General features: G+C 70.9%; 19 protein-coding genes. 7 read left to right on the top strand and 12 right to left on the bottom strand.

Annotated features, from left to right (window positions below; translation table 11 throughout):
- Window positions 1-15 precede the first annotated feature (15 nt).
- Window positions 16-384: a hypothetical protein gene (locus tag P2L57_RS35145; RefSeq protein ID WP_275821719.1), complete on the bottom strand. Its 369-nt coding sequence runs from the start codon at window positions 382-384 to the stop codon at window positions 16-18.
- 555 nt (window positions 385-939) lie between these two features.
- Between P2L57_RS35145 and P2L57_RS35150 the strand changes: the two genes are divergently transcribed.
- On the top strand, window positions 940-2,148 hold the full coding sequence (locus tag P2L57_RS35150; protein ID WP_275821720.1) for a PP2C family protein-serine/threonine phosphatase: 1,209 nt from the start codon (window positions 940-942) through the stop codon (window positions 2,146-2,148).
- Window positions 2,149-2,576: 428 nt separating this feature from the next.
- Here P2L57_RS35150 and P2L57_RS35155 read toward each other — a convergent pair whose 3' ends face one another.
- Window positions 2,577-3,077, bottom strand: coding sequence for a hypothetical protein (locus P2L57_RS35155; RefSeq protein WP_275821721.1), 501 nt, complete (start codon window positions 3,075-3,077; stop codon window positions 2,577-2,579).
- A 310-nt stretch (window positions 3,078-3,387) separates the two neighbouring features.
- Here P2L57_RS35155 and P2L57_RS35160 point away from each other — a divergent pair, with 310 nt between their 5' ends.
- Window positions 3,388-3,963: a TerD family protein gene (locus P2L57_RS35160; protein ID WP_275821722.1), complete on the top strand. Its 576-nt coding sequence runs from the start codon at window positions 3,388-3,390 to the stop codon at window positions 3,961-3,963.
- A 38-nt stretch (window positions 3,964-4,001) separates the two neighbouring features.
- Here the strand turns inward: P2L57_RS35160 and P2L57_RS35165 are convergent, their stop codons facing one another.
- A complete protein-coding gene (locus tag P2L57_RS35165) occupies window positions 4,002-6,050 on the bottom strand; it encodes an MFS transporter (RefSeq protein WP_372516058.1) in 2,049 nt (682 codons plus the stop codon).
- A 168-nt stretch (window positions 6,051-6,218) separates the two neighbouring features.
- Between P2L57_RS35165 and P2L57_RS35170 the strand changes: the two genes are divergently transcribed.
- On the top strand, window positions 6,219-6,650 hold the full coding sequence (locus P2L57_RS35170; RefSeq protein WP_275821807.1) for a MarR family winged helix-turn-helix transcriptional regulator: 432 nt from the start codon (window positions 6,219-6,221) through the stop codon (window positions 6,648-6,650).
- Between the two features lie 134 nt (window positions 6,651-6,784).
- On the opposite strand, the gene P2L57_RS35175 is transcribed toward P2L57_RS35170, so the two are convergent.
- Window positions 6,785-7,432 carry an FMN-dependent NADH-azoreductase gene (locus P2L57_RS35175; RefSeq protein WP_275821723.1) on the bottom strand — a complete coding sequence of 216 codons (648 nt, stop codon included), beginning with the start codon at window positions 7,430-7,432 and terminating at the stop codon, window positions 6,785-6,787.
- Window positions 7,433-7,537: 105 nt separating this feature from the next.
- Between P2L57_RS35175 and P2L57_RS35180 the strand changes: the two genes are divergently transcribed.
- Complete coding sequence (locus P2L57_RS35180) at window positions 7,538-7,897, top strand: winged helix-turn-helix transcriptional regulator (protein WP_275821724.1); 360 nt, start codon at window positions 7,538-7,540, stop codon at window positions 7,895-7,897.
- Window positions 7,898-7,925: 28 nt separating this feature from the next.
- Here the strand turns inward: P2L57_RS35180 and P2L57_RS35185 are convergent, their stop codons facing one another.
- A complete protein-coding gene (locus tag P2L57_RS35185) occupies window positions 7,926-8,366 on the bottom strand; it encodes a MarR family winged helix-turn-helix transcriptional regulator (protein WP_275821725.1) in 441 nt (146 codons plus the stop codon).
- Between the two features lie 83 nt (window positions 8,367-8,449).
- Between P2L57_RS35185 and P2L57_RS35190 the strand changes: the two genes are divergently transcribed.
- Window positions 8,450-9,481, top strand: coding sequence for an ABC-2 transporter permease (locus P2L57_RS35190; RefSeq protein WP_275821726.1), 1,032 nt, complete (start codon window positions 8,450-8,452; stop codon window positions 9,479-9,481).
- A 78-nt stretch (window positions 9,482-9,559) separates the two neighbouring features.
- Here P2L57_RS35190 and P2L57_RS35195 read toward each other — a convergent pair whose 3' ends face one another.
- Window positions 9,560-12,055 (bottom strand): ATP-binding SpoIIE family protein phosphatase, encoded by a 2,496-nt coding sequence (locus P2L57_RS35195; protein WP_275821727.1) that lies wholly within the window; start codon window positions 12,053-12,055, stop codon window positions 9,560-9,562.
- Between the two features lie 266 nt (window positions 12,056-12,321).
- Here P2L57_RS35195 and P2L57_RS35200 point away from each other — a divergent pair, with 266 nt between their 5' ends.
- Together P2L57_RS35200 and P2L57_RS35205 are read left to right on the top strand one after the other, a co-directional pair.
- Window positions 12,322-13,116, top strand: coding sequence for a J domain-containing protein (locus tag P2L57_RS35200; RefSeq protein ID WP_275821809.1), 795 nt, complete (start codon window positions 12,322-12,324; stop codon window positions 13,114-13,116).
- A 75-nt stretch (window positions 13,117-13,191) separates the two neighbouring features.
- The gene (locus P2L57_RS35205) at window positions 13,192-13,524 is read left to right on the top strand and encodes a rhodanese-like domain-containing protein (protein WP_275821728.1); all 333 of its coding nucleotides are present in this window, start codon (window positions 13,192-13,194) and stop codon (window positions 13,522-13,524) included.
- Window positions 13,525-13,542: 18 nt separating this feature from the next.
- Here the strand turns inward: P2L57_RS35205 and P2L57_RS35210 are convergent, their stop codons facing one another.
- The 6 genes from P2L57_RS35210 to paaA all read right to left on the bottom strand — a co-directional run bounded on the left by P2L57_RS35210 (window position 13,543) and on the right by paaA (window position 18,414).
- Window positions 13,543-14,676: an acyl-CoA dehydrogenase family protein gene (locus P2L57_RS35210; protein ID WP_275821729.1), complete on the bottom strand. Its 1,134-nt coding sequence runs from the start codon at window positions 14,674-14,676 to the stop codon at window positions 13,543-13,545.
- A gap of 148 nt (window positions 14,677-14,824) precedes the next feature.
- The gene (gene paaE / locus P2L57_RS35215; protein ID WP_275821730.1) at window positions 14,825-15,931 is read right to left on the bottom strand and encodes a 1,2-phenylacetyl-CoA epoxidase subunit PaaE; all 1,107 of its coding nucleotides are present in this window, start codon (window positions 15,929-15,931) and stop codon (window positions 14,825-14,827) included.
- The gene (paaD, locus tag P2L57_RS35220; protein WP_275821731.1) at window positions 15,931-16,422 is read right to left on the bottom strand and encodes a 1,2-phenylacetyl-CoA epoxidase subunit PaaD; all 492 of its coding nucleotides are present in this window, start codon (window positions 16,420-16,422) and stop codon (window positions 15,931-15,933) included. The genes paaE and paaD overlap by 1 nt, the downstream gene beginning before the upstream one ends.
- Window positions 16,416-17,138 (bottom strand): 1,2-phenylacetyl-CoA epoxidase subunit PaaC, encoded by a 723-nt coding sequence (paaC, locus tag P2L57_RS35225; protein ID WP_275821732.1) that lies wholly within the window; start codon window positions 17,136-17,138, stop codon window positions 16,416-16,418. Before paaC ends, paaD begins: the two co-directional genes overlap by 7 nt.
- Window positions 17,135-17,428, bottom strand: coding sequence for a 1,2-phenylacetyl-CoA epoxidase subunit PaaB (gene paaB, locus P2L57_RS35230; protein ID WP_275821733.1), 294 nt, complete (start codon window positions 17,426-17,428; stop codon window positions 17,135-17,137). The genes paaC and paaB overlap by 4 nt, the downstream gene beginning before the upstream one ends.
- Window positions 17,425-18,414 (bottom strand): 1,2-phenylacetyl-CoA epoxidase subunit PaaA, encoded by a 990-nt coding sequence (gene paaA / locus P2L57_RS35235; protein ID WP_275821734.1) that lies wholly within the window; start codon window positions 18,412-18,414, stop codon window positions 17,425-17,427. Before paaA ends, paaB begins: the two co-directional genes overlap by 4 nt.
- Window positions 18,415-18,616: the final 202 nt, after the last annotated feature.

Consider the following 18,616-nt stretch of genomic DNA (forward strand, 5'->3'; position numbering starts at 1 on the left):
GGGGGCTGGGGTAGGTCAGCCTGGTGGTTCGCCGGTGGTCAGGGTGGCGAGGGTGGTGGTGCGGCGCTTGGCCCGGGTGCGCCGGGTCTTACGGGGCTCCTCGGGTTCGCCGGTGAGGGTGGCCCAGAGGTCGGGGCGGTGGCGTTTGGCGTGCCAGTCGCGTAGGAGGACCACGTTGAGTCCGGCGATGGCGAAGGCCAGCAGGAGGGTGTTCTTGAGGGTGCCCATGACGCGGGTGAAGCCGCGGTCGATGTGGAGTCGGTGGGTCTTGAGCTCAGCGTTGCCGGATTCGATGGCGGAACGGCGGCCGTAGTCGGCGGCCCATGCGCCTCCCGCCCCGCTCGGGCTGCGGTGTCCTCGGTGACGCGGGCGGTCCAGCAGCACACGGGCCGCGGTTCCCCACCACTCACCCACCGACAACGAGGGGTGTGAACGCCATGCACCACAAGGACAACGCCACTTCCGACCAGGGGGTTTGGGCATCGGTTACCCACGCCACCCCACTCCAACGAGACGCGGTCCACGACCACCGCGCACAGCAGGCCGCCCTCGGCATCGAGTTGCACCGCAGCAACGGCCGGACCACGCCATCGGTTCTTGTCCTCACACCCGCCCAAGTCGAGCTCTGCGCCATCCAGTTCGAGCAACTGATCAGCAAACGGCTACGGGCCCTGGATACAGGGCGTGGCCGGCGTCGCCGCGGGCGGAGGACCGGTTGCCGTTCACTGTTCCGGCGCCCGACCGGAACCGGCTGAAGCTGCAGGCGGTGCTGATCACCGTCGGTGTGCCGCTCGTCCCCGGGGGACCGCTAGGCGGTCCGGCGCGTCGCCGAGCCAGGCACCCCGGTCGTCGACGTGGTCGTGGCCTGGCTTGGCGGGCGCCGCTGAGGTGAGAGGCGCCGGGATCGGTGTGAAACTGGGTGCGGAAGGGGTGATCCCCGTGCCGGACCCATCGCAGGCGCCCGCCGATCCCGGCACCGCCGTCGACGAGAGTCGGCTGGAAGAGCTGATCACCGAGGCGCAGATCGTTCTCCCGGTGGATTTGTCCGCACTGGCGAACCGGTGCGCCTTGGCCCTCGGCCTGAACACGGCGCTGATCTACCTCGTCGACCTGCAGCAATGGCTGCTCATCCCGCTCGACGAGTCCCTGGAACCGCTGCCGGTGGACGCCTCGCAGGCCGGCTGGGCGTACCGCACGGTCTCCCCGCGGGTGACGGACGACCGCGACGGCGTGGTCGTCTGGGCGCCGCTGGTCGACGGTGCGGAGCGGCTGGGGGTGCTGGCGGTGCGGACCGCCACACTGGACGGGTCGCGGATGCGCCGCAGCCGGATGCTGGCCGATCTGCTCGCGATGGTCGTCACCTCCAAGCGCGCCTACAGCGACTGGATCGCCGCTCGCACCCGCACCGCGACCATGCGGCTGCCGGCCGAGATGCTGCGGGCCTTCCTGCCGCCCCGCACCATCGGCAGCACGCAGTGCGTCTCGACCGCGGTGCTTGAGCCGGCGTACGACGTCGGCGGCGACGCCTTCGACCACGCGGTGGTCAAGCACGTGCTGCACACCATGATCCTCGACGCCATGGGCCACGATCTGGCCTCCGGTCTGACCACCTCGGTGGCCATGGCCGGCGCGCGGAACGCCCGCCGCAGCGGCGCCGACCTGCCCGACCTCGTCGGCTCCGTCGACCGCGCGCTCGCCCAGTGGCTGCCCGACCACTTCTGCACCGGTGTGGTGTGCCGGCTCGACGCCGACACCGGGGAGTTGCGCTGGATCAACTGCGGTCACCCGCCACCACTGCTGATCCGTGCCGAGCGGGTGCTCGACGGGGCGCTGGACAGCCCCCCGCAGCCGCCGATCGGCCTGCACTCCGAACTCGAACCGGCTGCCCGGCAGGTCCACGAGACCACACTCGAACTGGGCGACCGCGTCCTGCTCTACACCGACGGTGTGGTCGACGCGCGCGACGCGAACGGCGTTGAGTTCGGCCTCGACCGGTTCACGGACTTCATCATCCGCGCCTCCGCCGTCGGCCAGCGCCCGGCCGAGGTACTGCGGCTGCTCATCCACGCCATCCTCGACTACCAGCAAAACGACCTGCGGGACGACGCCACCATCCTGCTCTTCGAATGGCACCCGCAGTACCCGTGAAGGGGTATTGCGCTCCGCGCCGTTCTGACGGGCCGTGAGCCCCCCCGTGATGTGCTGGACACGACCACCGACGGAGGGGACGCCTGATGCCCCCACACACCGCACACCGGCGCAGACGGAAGTCAGGGGAGAAGGAATCATCCGGATAGAGGGTGACGAGGCGGTGTCCACCGCCCCTGCTCGATGCTTCCTCGGCGGCATGGGCAGGCACCTCAAGGACAAGATGCCACGGGCCACCTGGCGCGAACCTCTCCGGACTCTGTCGGACATGTGTCAGATGATCCAAATCAACTGACGCTGGACCAATCGTGCGTGGTGTTGGCCCAGGAACTTCTCGGGACCTCCATCAGGCGAGTACCCAGCCAGCCCGCGCTTCTTCTGCCCTCGGCTGGGCCTCGGCCGTTCGGCCGTGGCCCTTCGCGCCGCGCTCAGTGCTGCTTCTGCTTGTGGTGGTGGCCTGTGGACGGGGTGTGTCCGTGGGGGGCCTTGTTGGCGGCGACCCAGGAGGCGTTGTCCTGCCAGGCGTACAACTCGGTGCCCTTCAGGACGGCGTTGTACGTGCCGCCACAGGTGGCCTGGGACTTGTGGTCGGTGCCCTTGGGGAACCATGAGGCCTTCAGATGGGCGCGGGCCGGCCTGCCGCCCGGCTTGCAGCCGTGGGGGAGCTTGGCGTTGGGCAGGGTGGCCTTCAGCAGCCGGTCGCCGCCGGTGGTGGACATCCGGTAGCGGACGGCGGTCGCGGTGTCCGGCAGCCAGCGGGGCATCGACGCGCGGTCCGACTTGGCCGCACGGCCGCTGTCGTACGAGCTCTGCTGCACATGCCGTCCCTTGAACCAGTTGACGGCGCCGGGGCCTCCGACGACCGCCAGGCTGCCGAGGCCGACGGCGCCGATGGTGATGGCCGCTACGAGGCCCGCCTTGGGAGGCATGAGGGGAATCCTTTCACTGTCCACGAGAGCGCGTTGCTGTCTCCAGCCTTCCCGCTCCGATGCCCGGATGCGTCCACCTGTGGTGCAAACGGGGTGTACACCTTCCGGTTGACTCCGCCTTCCGCATACCCCGCAGGTCTGACCCGGAGGGAGGGAGCCACCCCCGGCGGAGGGGGTCTTGCGGCGGACGCGAGAACGCGCCGAATTCGCGGCGTCCGCCGGGAACGCGGGGCCCGGCGCGGCCGTTGGGACAACTGGGCAAAGGAATCGTCAAGTGGCGTGGCCCGCGCCGGATTGCGCAGGGAGATCCATGGGCGTCAGCCTCAGCAAGGGCGGCAATGTCTCGCTGACCAAGGAGGCCCCGGGACTGACCGCGCTCACCGTCGGACTGGGGTGGGACGTACGCACCACCACCGGTAGCGATTTCGACCTCGACGCGAGCGCGCTGCTGCTGGACGCGACCGGGAAGGTGCCCTCCAACGGGCACTTCGTCTTCTTCAACAACCTCAAGAGCCCGGACGGTTCGGTCGAGCACGCCGGTGACAACCTCACCGGCGAGGGCGACGGCGACGACGAGTCGGTCAGGGTGAACCTCGCGGCGGTGGCGCCCGAGGTCGAGAAGATCGTCTTTCCGGTCTCGATCTACGACGGCGAGGCGCGCGCCCAGAACTTCGGGCAGGTGCGCAACGCGTTCATCCGGGTGGTCGACCAGGCCGACGGCAAGGAGCTGGCGCGCTTCGACCTGACCGAGGACGCCTCGACCGAGACCGCGATGGTCTTCGGCGAGCTGTACCGCAACGGCGCCGAGTGGAAGTTCCGCGCGATCGGGCAGGGCTATGCCTCCGGGCTCGCCGGGATAGCCGGCGACTACGGCGTACGGCTCTGACCCGAGGGCGCACGGCCCTCGGGTCAGGACTCACCGGTCTACTCCGCCGCGGGGTGCGCCAGCGCCATGTCGAAGCCGTCCGTGCCCCGGCCCTCCAGGGCGAGCGCGGTGGCCACCGGCGGGTAGCCGCTGGCGATGAGCGAGTACTCGCCCGCGGTCAGATCGGTGAAGGCATAGCCGCCGTCGGGGTCCGTGGTGGTGGTGCGGACCACGTTCCCGGTGGCGTCCACCAGGGTCAGCCGTGCGTCCGCCAGCGGACGGCGGCCCTCCCCGGCGCGTACGGTGCCCCGCACCTGGAGACCGGAGGGGCCGGTGGCGTACGGGAGCGTGATGTCGTACATGACCGGGGCGGCCGCCGCCATGACCGTGCACGCCTGCGGCTGATGGCCGTCGGCGGCCGCGATCAGGACGTACGAGCCACCGGCCGGGGCGTCCAGCGCGTACGAGCCGTCGGGCCGCGAGGAGGCCCGGCCCAGCTGCCGTCCGTCCGGCGAGACGAGGGTGAGGGTGGCCCGGCCCACCGGCTCGCCGTCGGCGCCCCGCACCAGCCCGTGGAACCCGGCACCGCTCGGCACCGGGCCGCCGGAGACGGCAGCGACCGAAGCGGCGGGGGCCGGGACCGCGGGCTCCGCATCCGTGGCGTCAACGGCCGTCGCGCCGACCGCGGTTGCCGGGGTGCGTGCACCCCGTCCCGGCAGGAACGCGGCGATCAGCAGCGCCACCACACACGCCGCGCCCGCGATGACGAAGGACGTGCGGAAGCCGTTCATGGACGGCAACGGCACACCGCCCAGCGGCTGCGTCATATGGGAGAGCACAACACCGATGACCGCGCTGGCGGTTGAGGTGCCGATGGACCGCATCAACGTGTTGAGGCCGTTGGCGGCCGCCGTCTCCGAGGGCGGTACCGCGCCCATGATCAGGGCGGGCATGGCCGCGTAGGCCAGCGCGATGCCACCGCCGATGACGGCGGAGACGATCAGGGTCTGCCAGACCGCGTGCACCAGGCCCAGACCGAGCGCATAGCCGATGGCGATGACGACGCTGCCCAGCATCAGGGAGACCTTGGGCCCGCGGGCCGCCGAGATCTTGGCGGAGACCGGGCTGAGGAAGATCATCACGATCCCGCCGGGCACCACGCACAGTCCCGCGACCACCATGGACTGACCGAGTCCGTAGCCGGTGGCCTTCGGCAACTGCAGCAACTGCGGGAGGACCAGCGACATCGCGTACATCGCGAAGCCGACGGTGATCGCCGCGAGGTTGGTCAGCAGGACCTGGCGTCGTGCGGTGGTCCGCAGATCGACCAGCGGCTGTTCCATGCGCAGTTCGACGGCGCCCCAGGCGACCAGGATGACCACCGAGGCGGCGAACAGGCCGAGCGTGGTGCCGCTCCCCCAGCCCCAGTCACTGCCCTTGGAGATCCCGAGCAGCAGGCAGACCAGGCCCGCGGAAAGCCCGACCGCCCCGACCACGTCGAAGCGCCCCGGGGTGCGGACCGGCGACTCGGGAACGAACAGCGCGGCGAGCAGCAGCGCGATCGCGGCCAGCCCGGCCGAGCCCATGAACAGCGCGTGCCAGTTGGTGTGTTCCGCCACATAGGCGGCGGCGGGCATGCCGAGCGCGCTGCCGACGCCCAGGGAGGAGCTCATCAGCGCCATGGCCGAGCCCATCCGCTCGGCGGGCACCTCGTCCCGCATGATGCTGATGCCGAGCGGGATAACGCCCATCGCGCCGCCCTGCAGGGTGCGGCCGATCACCATCGGCACCAGGTCCGAGGTGAACGCGCAGACCAGCGAGCCGATGATGAGCAGCCCGAGGCTGCAGAACAGGATCCGCCGCTTGCCGAACATGTCGCCGAGGCGCCCCATCACGGGGGTGGCGACGGCTCCGGCGAGCAGTGTGGCGGTAATCACCCAGGAGGCGTTGGAGGTCGTGGTGTGCAGCAGCCGCGGCAGCTCGGCGATGAGCGGGACCACCAGGGTCTGCATCACGGCGACGACGATGCCCGCGAACGCGAGCACCGCGACGATCGGGCCTCCGGTGCGCGGATGCGCGGTGGAGGGCTCGGCTATGGGGGATGACACGCTTACCGCCTTGAGGTTTCAGGCTCGGGCTCGCTTCAGGCCCGGGGCCGAGGGGAACGGCCTGGGGCCGACAGAGAGAAGTGCATAGTACACATGATGTGTATCGTGCACATTACCTAGCCGGAAGGAGCGGGAGGCACGGTGCTGGAGAGACTGGAGCGAGAGCTGATGCTGCTCTCGCGGCACCAGGTGATGGCTCGCCGGGAGCGGGAATCCGAACGCCTGGAACGCTCGGCCTATCTGCTGCTCAGTCGGATCGACGCCCAGGGTCCCATGTCCATCGGGCAGTTGGCGGAGGCGTTCGGGCTCGACACCTCGACCGTGAACCGGCAGACGGCGGCGCTGCTGCGCGTCGGCCTGGCCGAACGCGTCCCGGACCCGGACGGCGGGATGGCCCGCAAGCTGCGGATCACCGAGGAGGGCGGGCGCCGGCTCGCCGCCGACCGCGACTTCAACCGCTCGTGCCTGGCCCGGGTCGTCGCGGACTGGTCGGCGGACGAGGTGCGGGAGCTGGAGGACGTACTGGTCCGGCTCAACCGCAGCGTCGAGGCGCTGGAGGGCAGGCTGTGGCCGCGCGCGGAGGACGCGCCCAAGTCGTGAGGACGAGGTAGTGCGACCGCCCGCCTGGCGGGACGGGAAACCGGAAGGGGGCCGACCACCCCGTCACGGAACCTAGAGGTTCCGCGACGGGACGGCCGACCCCGGAAGGGTGCTCACGGCGCCCCGAGGAGAGGTCAGGCGGCGAGGCGGCTGACGAGGTCCTTGGCCTTGGTGGCGGCGTCCTCGTGGGCCTTGGCCTTGGAGGCGTCGGCGAGATCCACCAGGTGGGCCGTCGCCGGGTTGCTGCGGGCCAGGGTCAGCTCGGGAACGATGAAGTCGACCTCAAGGCCGAGCATGCCGTTCAGCACCTTCTCCAGGTAGTTCTGGACGAACTCGAAGCTCTCCCGGGGGGTGCCGGGAGCGTACGAGCCGCCGCGGCTGGCCACGACGACCACCGGGGTCCCGGCGGCGGAGGGCTTCTCGCCCGAGGTGCGGCCCCTGATGATCACCTGGTCCAGCCAGGCCTTCAGGGTCGACGGAATCGTGAAGTTGTACATCGGAGCGCCGATTAGGATCGCGTCGGCCTGCTCCAGCTCGGCGGCGAGCTGGTCACGCAGTACGAACGCGGCGGCCTGCTCGGGCGTGTGCTCATCGGGAGCGGTGAATCCGGCCAGGGCGCCGTCCAGCTCCAGGTGCGGCAGCGGCTCGGCGGCGAGGTCGCGGTAGATGACCGTGCCGTCCGGGTGCTGCGCCTCCCACTCCTTGCGGAAGGTGGCGGTGACGTCGCGGGACGCGGAGCTCTGCGGGAACAGGGACGAGTCAAGGTGCAGCAGCGTGGCCATGGGGGTGCCTCCGAAACAAGGATGTTGAAATCCGTACGTCAACTATAGATAGCACACCTACTTACAAAACTGCAGCCCCTGATGTGAGTGCAGTAGGATGGGGCCATGGCGGTCCCCCAGGAATGCAGTGCGATCGACCAAGGCATCACGCGGGTGTTCACGCTGCTCGGCAAGCGGTGGACCGGCGTGATCATCGCCGTACTCATGGCTCAGGGGCGTTCGCACTTCGCTGAGCTGCGACGGGCCATCCCTGGGATCAGTGAGCGGATGCTCTCGGACCGGTTGACCGAACTCGCCGGCGCCGGGCTGCTGGTGCGTGAGGTCGACGGGGGGCCGCCGTTGCGGGTGACCTACCAACTCACCGTGGCGGGCGACGCGTTGGGGCCCGCGATGAGCGAACTTGCCGACTGGGCCGCGAAGCACATGCCGGAAGCGCCGCCGTGTCCGCGCGGCCCTGCCGCGTGACGGATCCGCGGTCCCGCTTCTCCGGGTCCTACTTCTCCGAACGCGTGGCCGTACGGCCGTAGCGCTCCAGGTATTCGGCGAACCGCGACAGGTCCTCCTCTGACCAGTCCGCCAGGCGTTCCCGGAACACCGCACGGCGGCTGGCCGCCACCGAGGCGAGCGTCTCGTACCCCAGCGGTGTGGGATGCAGCACCTGTACGCGCTGGTCGTCCGGGTCCGGTCGGCGCTCGACGAAGCCCAGCTTCTCCAGCGCGGCGACCTGCCTGCTGACCGTGGACTTGTCCAGCAGGTAGTGCGCCGCGAGATCTGTCGCCCGGCAGCCCTGCTGGTCGGCGAGGTGTGCCAGCAGGGTGAAGGAGACCAGCGAGAGCTCGGGATGCATGCGGGCGGCCGTCGCCCGGGCGCGGCGCGCGAAGGCGGTCAGTTCGCGTTGGATCGTCTCGACGGAATCATCCCGGCTGGGCGGCATGGTGGTTCTCCCTTCAGGTGGTTGTATAGTACAACGTAAATGTCGTTGCAAAAGCCAACTAGCTACCTTGGGAGGGCCCACCGATGGCCGGGAACACACCGCCGTGCGCGATCCGCCACGTCCTCACCCATCTGCTGACACCGCTGCTGATGTGCGTCGGCATGGGTCTCGGCTATCTGGGAGCCTTCGGCGATCCGGCGCCGCACCACCTGCCGGTCGCCGTCGTCGGGCAGGCGCCCGCGCAGCGGGTGATGGCCCAGACCCTCCAGGACAAGGGCGGCGCCGCCCTCGATGTGCGGACCGTCGCGTCCCGCTCCGAGGCCGTGCGGCTCCTGGCGGACCGGCAGATCTACGGCGCGTACGCGGCCAGCCGTACGGCACCGGAACTGCTGGTCGCCTCGGCCGGTTCCGGCACCAACGCCACGGCCGCCGAGAAGGTCTTCACGCCCGTCGCCGCCCAGCAGGGCCACCCGCTGAAGGTCACCGACGTCGCCCCGCCCGCGCCGCACGACCCCACCGGGCAGGGGCTGTTCTTCCTGCTGGTCGCGGTGAGCATCGGCTCGTACGCCTCGGTCGCGGTGATCGGCGGCGCGGGCGCGGTGCTGCCGCTGCGGATACGTGCCCTGCTGGCTGCCGGGATGTCGCTGGCGGTGAGCGCGATCGGCGCGCTGTTCGCCGGTCCGGTCTTCCATGTCGTCGAGCACGGGCTGCCGGGTGTGTGCGGGCTGATGTGGCTCTACTCGGCCGGGATCCTGCTGATCGGCACCGGCCTGCACACCTTCCTCAAGCGGTGGACCACGCTCGGGGTGATGGTGCTGTTCGTCATGCTGAACTTCACCAGTTCGGGCGGCATTTTCCGGCCCGAACTGCAGAACGGGTTCTTCGCTGCCCTGCACGCCTTCTGGAACGGCGCCGGATTCATCGAGGGCGCCCGTGGCCTGGCCTACTTCGGCAGCCGGGGGCTGAACGGGAACGTGCTCACGCTGGCGCTGTGGCTGGTCGTCGGCCTGCTGGCGGTGACCGCGGCCGGGCTCACCGAGAAGCGGCGGCGCGCCGTCGTGGCCGTGCCCGCTGCCGACACCGAGGAGGAGATGGCCGAGGCGGTCGCGGTCTGACCGCCGGGCGGCCGGTGACCACGACGACGCGGACCGGCGGTACGGAACCGGCCGCGCCCCGGCGAAATCCGCCCCGAACTAATCCTGTGGCAAGCGCAGTTCGAACCAGACCACCTTTCCGACCGCCTGGCGGCTCGTCCCCCAGCGATGCGACAGATTGCTGACCAGGGCGAGCCCGCGGCCGTCCTCGTCGTCCTCGTCGGCGCGCCGCAGCTGCGGCAGGTTGTGGTCGTCGTCGCTCACCTCCACCAGCAGTTTGCCCACCCGCATCAGCCGCAGTTGGACCTCGTGCGTGGCGACCCGCAGGGCGTTCGTCACCAGCTCGCTGACCAGCAGTTCCGTGAGGTCGCCGAGTTGGCCGAGGCCCCAGTCGGCGAGCTGCTTGCGGCTGAACGCGCGGGCCGCGCGAACCTCCGAGTGGTCGAGCCGCAGCCGCCGTTCGGCGACGTCCTGCGGTGCGATGCCCTCGAAGCGGGCGACCAGGAGTGCCACATCGTCGCCGCGCTCCTCGTAGTGCACCTGGCTGAGGATCTGGTTGCAGACGTCCTCGGGTGTCTGCTGCGGCTCGATGACATTGGCGCACAGCGCCGCCAGACCCGCGTCTATCCCCTCACCGCGCACCTCGACCAGGCCGTCGGTGCACAGCACCAGCCAACTCCCGTCCGGTACCGGGATCTCCACCGTCTCGAACGGCACCCCGCCCACACCGATGGGCGCGCCTTCGGGGATCTTCAACAGCTCGCTGCGTCCGTCGTGCCGGGCCAGCACCGGCGGGATGTGGCCGGCGTTGGCCAGCGCGAGCGTGCGGTGGATCGGGTCGTACACCGCGTAGACACAGGTGGCGAGGTGGTCCGTGGTGCCGAGGCGGTGCGCGAGGTTGTCGAGGTGGCGCAGTAGTTGCGCGGGTGGCAGATCGAGCGCGGCCATGGTCTGTACGGCGGTGCGGAACTGGCCCATGACCGCGGCGCTCAACAGACCGTGCCCCATCACATCGCCGACCACCAACGCGACCCGGCCCCCGGGGAGTTGAATGGCGTCGAACCAGTCACCGCCGACCTGCGCCTGGCGGTCGCCGGGCCGGTAGTGGTGGGCGATCCGCACCCCGGGGATGCGCGGCGGGCTGGTCGGCAGCATGCTGCGCTGCAAGGTGGCGGCGGCGCGTGACTCAAGGCGGTGCAGCCGCGCGTTGTCGAGGTGGACGGCGCCGCGCGCGGCGAACTCCACCGCGGTCGCGGCGTCCGCCGCGTCGAACGGACGGCGGTCCGGGTCCCGTACGAAGCGCATCTGGCCCAGCACCAGACCGCGCGCGGTCAGCGGGGTGACCAGCACCGAGCGGTTGGCGAGCAGATCGCCGAGGGCGGGTGCGCCCAGGTCGGCTGCCACGTCCTCGGCGAGCGCGGGATCGACCACCGGCAGCAGCAGCGGTTCGGCCAGTCCGGGCACCTGCCCGCCGGGCAGGGTGAACAACTCGCCCTCGGGCACCACTGAACCCCAGGCCTTGCTGGTGCACCCGCCGGACACCGCGAGCCTGCGCACGGTGACGGCCTGGCCCCCGTCCACCTGGTGCGCCTGGCGCCCGGGTACCGAGCCGTCGCGCAGCGCGTCGGAGAAGAGCTGGTCGACGACGAGCACGCTGGCGAAGTCCGCGAAGCGCGGAACCGCGACGGCACACAACTCGGCCGCCGTGGTGCCGGGTTCAAGGGTGGTGCCGACCCGGGCACCGGTCTCCCGCAGCAGCGCCAGCTGCTGATCGAGCAGCCCGCCGGGCGCGGGCGGCGGAAAGCCGGGCGGCGGTACCGGGATGAGGGGTGGCCGCTTGCGCGTCCTGTGCCGCGGCGCCGCGGGGAGTTCGGCGCGGCGACGGGCGGGGACGGCGGGCTCACCGCGGCGCGCGGTGCGCGGCGGCGGCCCGGCCTCGTACGGGAGGACGGCGAGCGGTGCGCAGCCCTCTACCTGCAGCGCGGGGGCGCCGAGCTGGGCGATCTGGCGGGTGATCCTGTCCAGCCGTCCGGGGCTGACCCGGGGCAGTACGGCGGCGAGCCGCACGGCGGTTCGTGCCGCGGTGGCGGGAGACGGCGCGGGGGTGAACCGGGCGGTGAGCTCGACGCCGTCCGGCCCGGCCGTCTCGGCGAGCACATACGGCAGCATGCGATCGCCGATGGCGAGCCGCAGGGCGCCGGCGCGCAGCGGCTTGGCGTGCGCGGCCAGCACGAGCAGGCCGCGGCCGGTCCGCTCGGTGATCCGGTACGACCACCACAGCGTGTCGCGGAGCGCACCGGCGTGGTCGGTGACCGGGAAGGCACCGCACCAGCGGGGCCGGGTGAGGCCGTCGAGCAGGGCGATGGCATCGCGTTCACCGGTCAGGGGCGGATCGGCGGGCGCGGGCAGCAGGCCCCTGGCACGGTGGCCGAACACGGCCTCCCAGCGGTGCCCGAACAGCTCTTCGGCGCCGCGGTTCCAGTAGGAGACGCTGCCGTCCGCGTCGACGGAGACGACGGCCAGCCGCAGCAGGGCGGCTATCCCGTCGGGCGGCGGGTGTCCATCACAGGACTGCTCGCCGGGCATCGTGATCATCTTGTCCAACGTCGTGCACCCACGGTTGTTGTGTGAGATGGCCAGAGGAGTGGCGGTCCCGACAAGGCAAGCACGAAACGTCATAGGAGGTTGGGAAAATACAGAGTTTGACTACCTGCGGCGGGAGGAAGCGGGTGCAGCGCCCCGCACGGGACCACGGACACCGGCGTCCGCCGCCGGCGACCGCGGCTTCTGCGGCCCGTCCACGGCTCCCGTGGGCGCTTGTGGAACCAGCGGTGCGCGGCTCCTCGTAGGCTGGGCGGGTGATGAACCCGGAAGGCGTACAGGCAGAGCAGCAGGGCGCGGAGGACCGTCTGGAGAAGGCGGTACGGGCCGCGGAACAGGCGCTGATCGAGTTCGAGATCGCGGTGGAGACCTTCCGGGTCGAGGTGGAGAACTTCTCCCGGCTGCACCACCAGCGGCTCGGCCCGATGTACACCCGGCTGGACGAGCTCGACGCGCTGATCGCCGAGGCGGTCGCCGCGCACACCGGCGAGCGCGAGGACATCCGCCGGGCCTGGGAGGCCCGCGCCCTGGTGATGCCCATGCCGGGCATCGAGGAGCTCTTCGAGGGGCTGCTGGGCTCCGACGGCGTACGGCAGGTGGACGACCCGCAGGCACCGCGCCGGGTCCGGCCGGGCGAGGAGGCCCGCCGCCTCTACCGCGAACTGGTCCGCCAGGCCCATCCGGACCTGGCCCAGGACGAGGCGGAGCAGAAGCGGCGGGGCGACTTCATCGCCCGGGTGAACGAGGCCTACGGCTACGGGGACGAGGCCGCGCTGCGCGCACTGGCCGAGGAGTGGGCGGCCGGCCCGCCCCCGGAGCGGGCCGCGCCCAGCAAGGCGGAGGAGCTCTACGCACGGCTGGAGTGGCTGGCGGAGCGCAAGGAGGCACTGGCCGCGGTCGCCGCCGAGCTGGAGTCCAGTGCGATCGGCCAGATGATGAAGATAGCCCCCGAAGATCCGGACAGTCTGCTCAACGAGATCGCCGAGCAGCTGCTCGGCCAGGTCGCGGAGCGGGAGCGGCGGCTGGAATCGCTGCTGCGTCCGGCCTCGGACTGAGCAGGACCGGGCCGGGGGCGCCGAGGAGATACGTTGGAGCGGGATCGATTCCGAGGACCCGAGAAAGGCTGATCCATGAACTTCGCCTCGCTGCCCGCGGTGCAGGCCGCCGCCGTGCCGTCCGACGGGTTTCTGCTGGATGTCCGCGAGGACGATGAGTGGGCGGCCGGTCACGCCGAGCACGCGACGCACGTTCCGATGAGCGAGCTGGTGGCGCGGATCGCCGAGGTGCCGGTGGACCGTCGGGTGCATGTGGTGTGCCGGGTCGGCGGACGTTCCGCGCAGGTTGCCCAGTACCTGATCGCCCAGGGCCTGGACGCGGTGAACGTCGACGGCGGAATGCTGGCGTGGGAGGCGGCGGGCCGTCCGATGGTGACCGACCACGGCGGTCCGGCCGTGGTCGGCTAGTCGGGATCGCCGGGCGGCTCACCCCGGCGAGTGGGCGGCGAGCAGCCCGCCGAGCCGCTCCTCATGGGCGGCGGCCGGGCCCAGCGACAGCTCCAGCGTCTTGGCCCACGCGTGGTAGCGGTGCAGCGCGTAGTCGGTGTCGGCGCCGAAGCCACCATGCAGGTGCTGCGCCGTCTGTACGACCCGGCGCATACCGTCCGAGGCCCAGATCTTGGCGACCGACACATCGGCGGTGATCGGCAGCGGTCCTGGGGTGCCGATGCTCAGCCGCCAGGCGGCCTGCCAGAGGGTGACCTCCATCGCGCGGGTGTCGATGTAGCGGTCGGCGGCCTGTACGGCGACCGCCTGGAAGGTCGCGATCGGGTGCCCGAACTGCTCGCGTTTACTGGTGTATTCGCTGGTCATGGCGGTGACCTGGCTGGCCAGTCCAAGTGCCAGCGCGCAGTTGCCGGTGGCCAGCAGATCGCGTAGCCACTCCCAGGCCCCGGTGGTGGTCACCATGTCGGCGGCCGGAATCCGGACCGCGTCGCACCGCAGCTCCGCATACCGCTCGCCGTTGGTGGACACCTGGTCGGCAAGGGACACCCCTTCAAGGACCCGGGGCAGCACAGCGATCACCGTACGGTCGGCGGCGGTGTGGGCCGGGACCAGGATGTGATCGGCCTGCTGCGCCCATGGCACGGCCGTCTGTACCCCGTCCAGCAGCCATGTGCCGTTCGACTCCCGTGCGGTGACGGCGAGTTCGGCCGGTTCGTGTCCGGTGCGCCCGCTGGCGGCGACGGTGAGCACGGTCTCGCCGCGGCCTACGGCGGGCAGCAGCCGTGACCGCAACTCCCCGTTGCCGTAGGTCTGGACGGCCAGTGCGGCGGCGCAGGTCTCCAGCAGCGGGACGCGTGCCAGTACTCGTCCGGCCTCGCGCAACACCAGGCACAGGGCGACCGGATCGAGCCCGGCGCCGCCGTACTCGGGGTCGATGACCAGGCTCAGCAGGTCGGTCTCGGCGAGCCTGCGCCACAGCGGACGGTCGAAGTCAGGGGCGACCGGGCCCGGTGTGAGCGATGGGCTCGGTACCGCGTCGGGTGCCACTGACGAGAAGACCGCGCGCGCCGCCTCAACGGCGGCCTGCTGCTCCTCGGTGAAGCCGAAGTCCACTGCTCGCCCCTCCCGCCGGTACGGGTATCGCCGCGGATACCTGACAGTGCGTCAGAGTAGAACAGGTTCTATGAACTGAACAGGCTCTGCACGGAGGTTCCCTGAGGCGGAAAGAACGGCTGCCGAAGTCCGCTGTGGAATGGGTGCCCTATGCGTCGAAGTCCACCTCCACGCGCTCGGTGACCGGATGGGACTGGCAGGCCAGTACATATCCGGCGGCCAACTCATCTGGCTCCAAGGCGAAGTTGCGGTCCATCCGTACCTCGCCCTCGACCAACCGCACCCTGCAGGTACCGCACACCCCTCCCTTGCACGCATACGGCGCGTTCGCCCGGTTGCGCAGCACCGTCTCCAGCACCGATTCGCCCTCCCGAGCGGGCCAGCTACCGCCGCGCCCGTCCAGCGTCGCACTCACCGTGCTGCCGGTCGCGTCCCCGGCCGCTGCCGTGGCGGGGGCGTTCGCGGAACCCTCGTCCACATGGAAGATCTCCTGGTGGATCCGGGACCGCTCCACCCCGAGGGCGCTCAGCGCGCGCTCGGCGCCTTGCACCAGCCCGTACGGGCCGCACAGGAACCAGCCGTCCACGGTCTCCGGGCGCAGCAGCGCGGGCAGCAGCCCGGTCAGCCGCTCCTCGTCGAGGCGTCCCGAGGGAAGCCCGGCCTGCTGCTCTTCCCGGGAGAGCACATGGACCAGCTGGAGCCGGTCCGGATAGCGGTCCTTGAGGTCGGCCACCTCCTCCAGGAACATCGTGGAGGCAGCGGACCGATCGCTGCGGATCAGACAGAAGCGGGCCCGCGGCTGCTGGGCGAGGACCGTCGCCGCGATCGACAGTACGGGTGTGATGCCGCTGCCGCCGACGATCGCGGCGTAGTGACCGGGGCCGGACAGCGGCAGTGCGTGCCCGAAGCGCCCCGCCGGGGTCATCACCTCCAGGGCGTCGCCCGCCGCCAGTTCCTTGAGCGCGTAGGTAGAGAACTCGCCGCCCTCCACCAGCCGCACCCCGACCCGCAGCCGCCGCGGTCCCTCGGCCCCGGGAGCCGGTGCCGGGTCGCAGACGGAGTAGGTGCGGCGTATCTCCCCGCCGTTCACATACCGCCGCAGCGCGATGTGCTGTCCCGGTGCGAACCGGTAGGCGGCACGCAGCTCGTCGGGCACCTCGAAGGTGAGCGCCACCGCGTCATCGGTGAGCCGCTCGACGTCCGCCACCCGCAGCGGATGGAACGCACCATGCCGAGCCACGGAGCCGGCCGCCATCAGAACTCCTTGAAGTGGTCGAAGGGTTCACCGCACGCCTCGCACCGCCGCAGCGCCTTGCAGGCCGTCGACGAGAAGCGGCTGAGCAGCGTGGTGTCCAGCGAGCCGCAGTGCGGACAGCGCACCGACAGCGTCAACGGCACCGGCCCTCCCGCACTGGTCGGCCGTGGCGGTGCGATGCCGAACTCCGCGAGCTTCCGCCGCCCTTCGGCGCTGATCGCGTCGCTGCTCCATGGCGGCGACAGCACGGTCCGCACCGACACCTCCGCCATGCCCTGCTCCCGCAGCCGCTCGGTGATGTCGGCCGCCATCGCCTCCACCGCCGGGCAGCCGGTGTATGTCGGGGTCAGCTCGACCTCGACCCGGCCCGGGCCGGTGACCCGCACCCCGCGCAGTACACCCAGCTCATCCAAGGTGAGCACCGGGAGCTCCGGGTCGGGGACACTGCCCGCTATCCGCCGCAGCTCCTCCTCCAGCACCGTGGTCACCATGACGCCCCCGGGTGTGTGCGATGCAGATGCTGCATCTCGGCGAGCATCCGGCCGAACGGCTCGGTGTGGATCCCCTGCCGTCCCGCACCGGCCGCCCAGGGGGTGTGGTCCGATCCGTCCGGCACGGTCAAGGTGGCCTGCCGTATGACGGTGGTGACGGTCTCCAGCCACCTCTCGCGCAGGGCCGCGGGCTCCACCGGCAGGCCCTCGACCGGTGCGAAGAGCTCGCCGCTGTACCGCCACAGGCTGTCCAGCGCGCGCTGCATCCGTATCCGGCTCTCCGGCGTGCCGTCGCCGAGCCGCAGCGTCCACTGCACCGCGTGGTCCTGGTGGTACGCGACCTCCTTCACCGCCCTCGCGGCCAGTGCCGCGAGCTCACCGTCGGTGGACGCCAACTCCCCGTACAGCAGGCCCTGGTAGCAGGAGAAGAACAGTTGGCGCGCGATCGTGGTGGCGAAGTCGCCGTTCGGCTGCTCCACCAACTGCACATTGCGGAACGCGCGTTCCTCCCGCAGATAGGCCAACTCGTCCTCGTCGCCCACCATCGAGTACAGGAAGCGGGCCTGGCCCAGCAGATCCAGCGCGATATTGGCCAGCGCCACCTCCTCCTCCAGTACCGGTGCGTGTCCGATCCACTCGCCGAGCCGGTGGGAGAGCACCAGCGCGTCGTCGGCGAGCGACAGGGCCGCGGTCGTCGGCACGGTCGACGTGGTCACAGGTGCTTCACTCCCTCCGGGATCTCGTAGAACGTGGGATGGCGGTAGGTCTTGTCAGCCGCCGGTTCGAAGAACGGGTCCTTCTCGTCCGGGGACGATGCGGTGATCGCGGCGGCTGGCACCACCCAGATCGAGACGCCCTCACCGCGCCGGGTGTACAGGTCCCGCGCGTTGCGCAGCGCCATCGCGGCGTCCGGGGCGTGCAGACTGCCCGCGTGGCTGTGGCTCAGCCCCCGCTTGCTGCGGACGAAGACCTCCCACAGCGGCCAGTCGGTGTTGCTGCCGCTCATACCGCCATCGCCTCCTGGCCGCTCTTCGCCTGGTGTTTGGCCGCGTACGCGGCGGCCGCGTCCCGTACCCACGCACCCTCCTCGTGAGCGGTGCGCCGCTGTGTCAGCCGCTGCTCGTTGCACGGCCCGTTGCCCCGCAGCACCTGGTGGAACTCCTCCCAGTCGATCGCCCCGAAGTCCCACCGTTCGCGCTCCTCGTTCCACCGCAGATCGGGGTCGGGGAGCCGCAGGCCCAGCGCCTCGGCCTGCGGAACGCATATGTCCACGAAGCGCTGGCGCAGTTCATCGTTGGAATGCCGCTTGATACGCCAGGCCATGGACTGCGCGGAGTGCGCGGACTCGTCGTCCGGCGGGCCGAACATCATCAGCGACGGCCACCACCAGCGGTCGACGGCGTCCTGCGCCATCGCGTGCTGCTCTTTCGTGCCGTGCGACAGCGTGTGCAGCAGTTCGTAGCCCTGGCGCTGGTGGAAGGACTCCTCCTTGCAGACCCGCACCATCGCCCGCGCGTACGGTCCGTAGGAGCAGCGGCACAGCGGCACCTGGTTGGTGATCGCGGCGCCGTCCACGAGCCAGCCGATGGCGCCGACGTCCGCCCAGGTCAAGGTGGGGTAGTTGAAGATCGAGCTGTAGCGCTGGCGGCCGGAGTGCAGCTTGTCGAGCATGTCGTCGCGGCCGACGCCCAGGGTCTCGGCCGCCCCGTACAGGTACAGGCCGTGGCCCGCCTCATCCTGCACCTTGGCGATCAGGATGGCCTTGCGGCGCAGGCTCGGTGCGCGGGTGATCCAGTTGGCCTCCGGTTGCATGCCGATGATCTCGGAGTGCGCGTGCTGCGCTATCTGCCGGATCAGGGTGGACCGGTACGCGTCCGGCATCCAGTCGCGTGGCTCGATGCGGCTGTCCGCGGCCACCACCGCGTCGAACCCCGCCACCAGCTCGGCGGGTGCCGTTTCGTTGGCGGCGCCTGCCGCCGGTGCCGTGGTCATTCCAGAAGCCTCCCTGCTCCCGACCGACCGTTCGGTTCAATGGTGGATCTGGCGGCGTAGGGTGTCAAGGCTGATCCAGGGCTGTGGAGAACCCCCGTTCCGGGGCGGCCCCGCCTTGTGGAAAACCTCGCTACGGCTGTCTTCCTGACAGCGGCATGAGTACCGTTCCGGTGCGAACGACCACAGCGAAGAGACGGGGAAC

The organism is Streptantibioticus ferralitis (genome assembly GCF_029223525.1).
Lineage (GTDB): Bacteria > Actinomycetota > Actinomycetes > Streptomycetales > Streptomycetaceae > Streptantibioticus_A > Streptantibioticus_A ferralitis.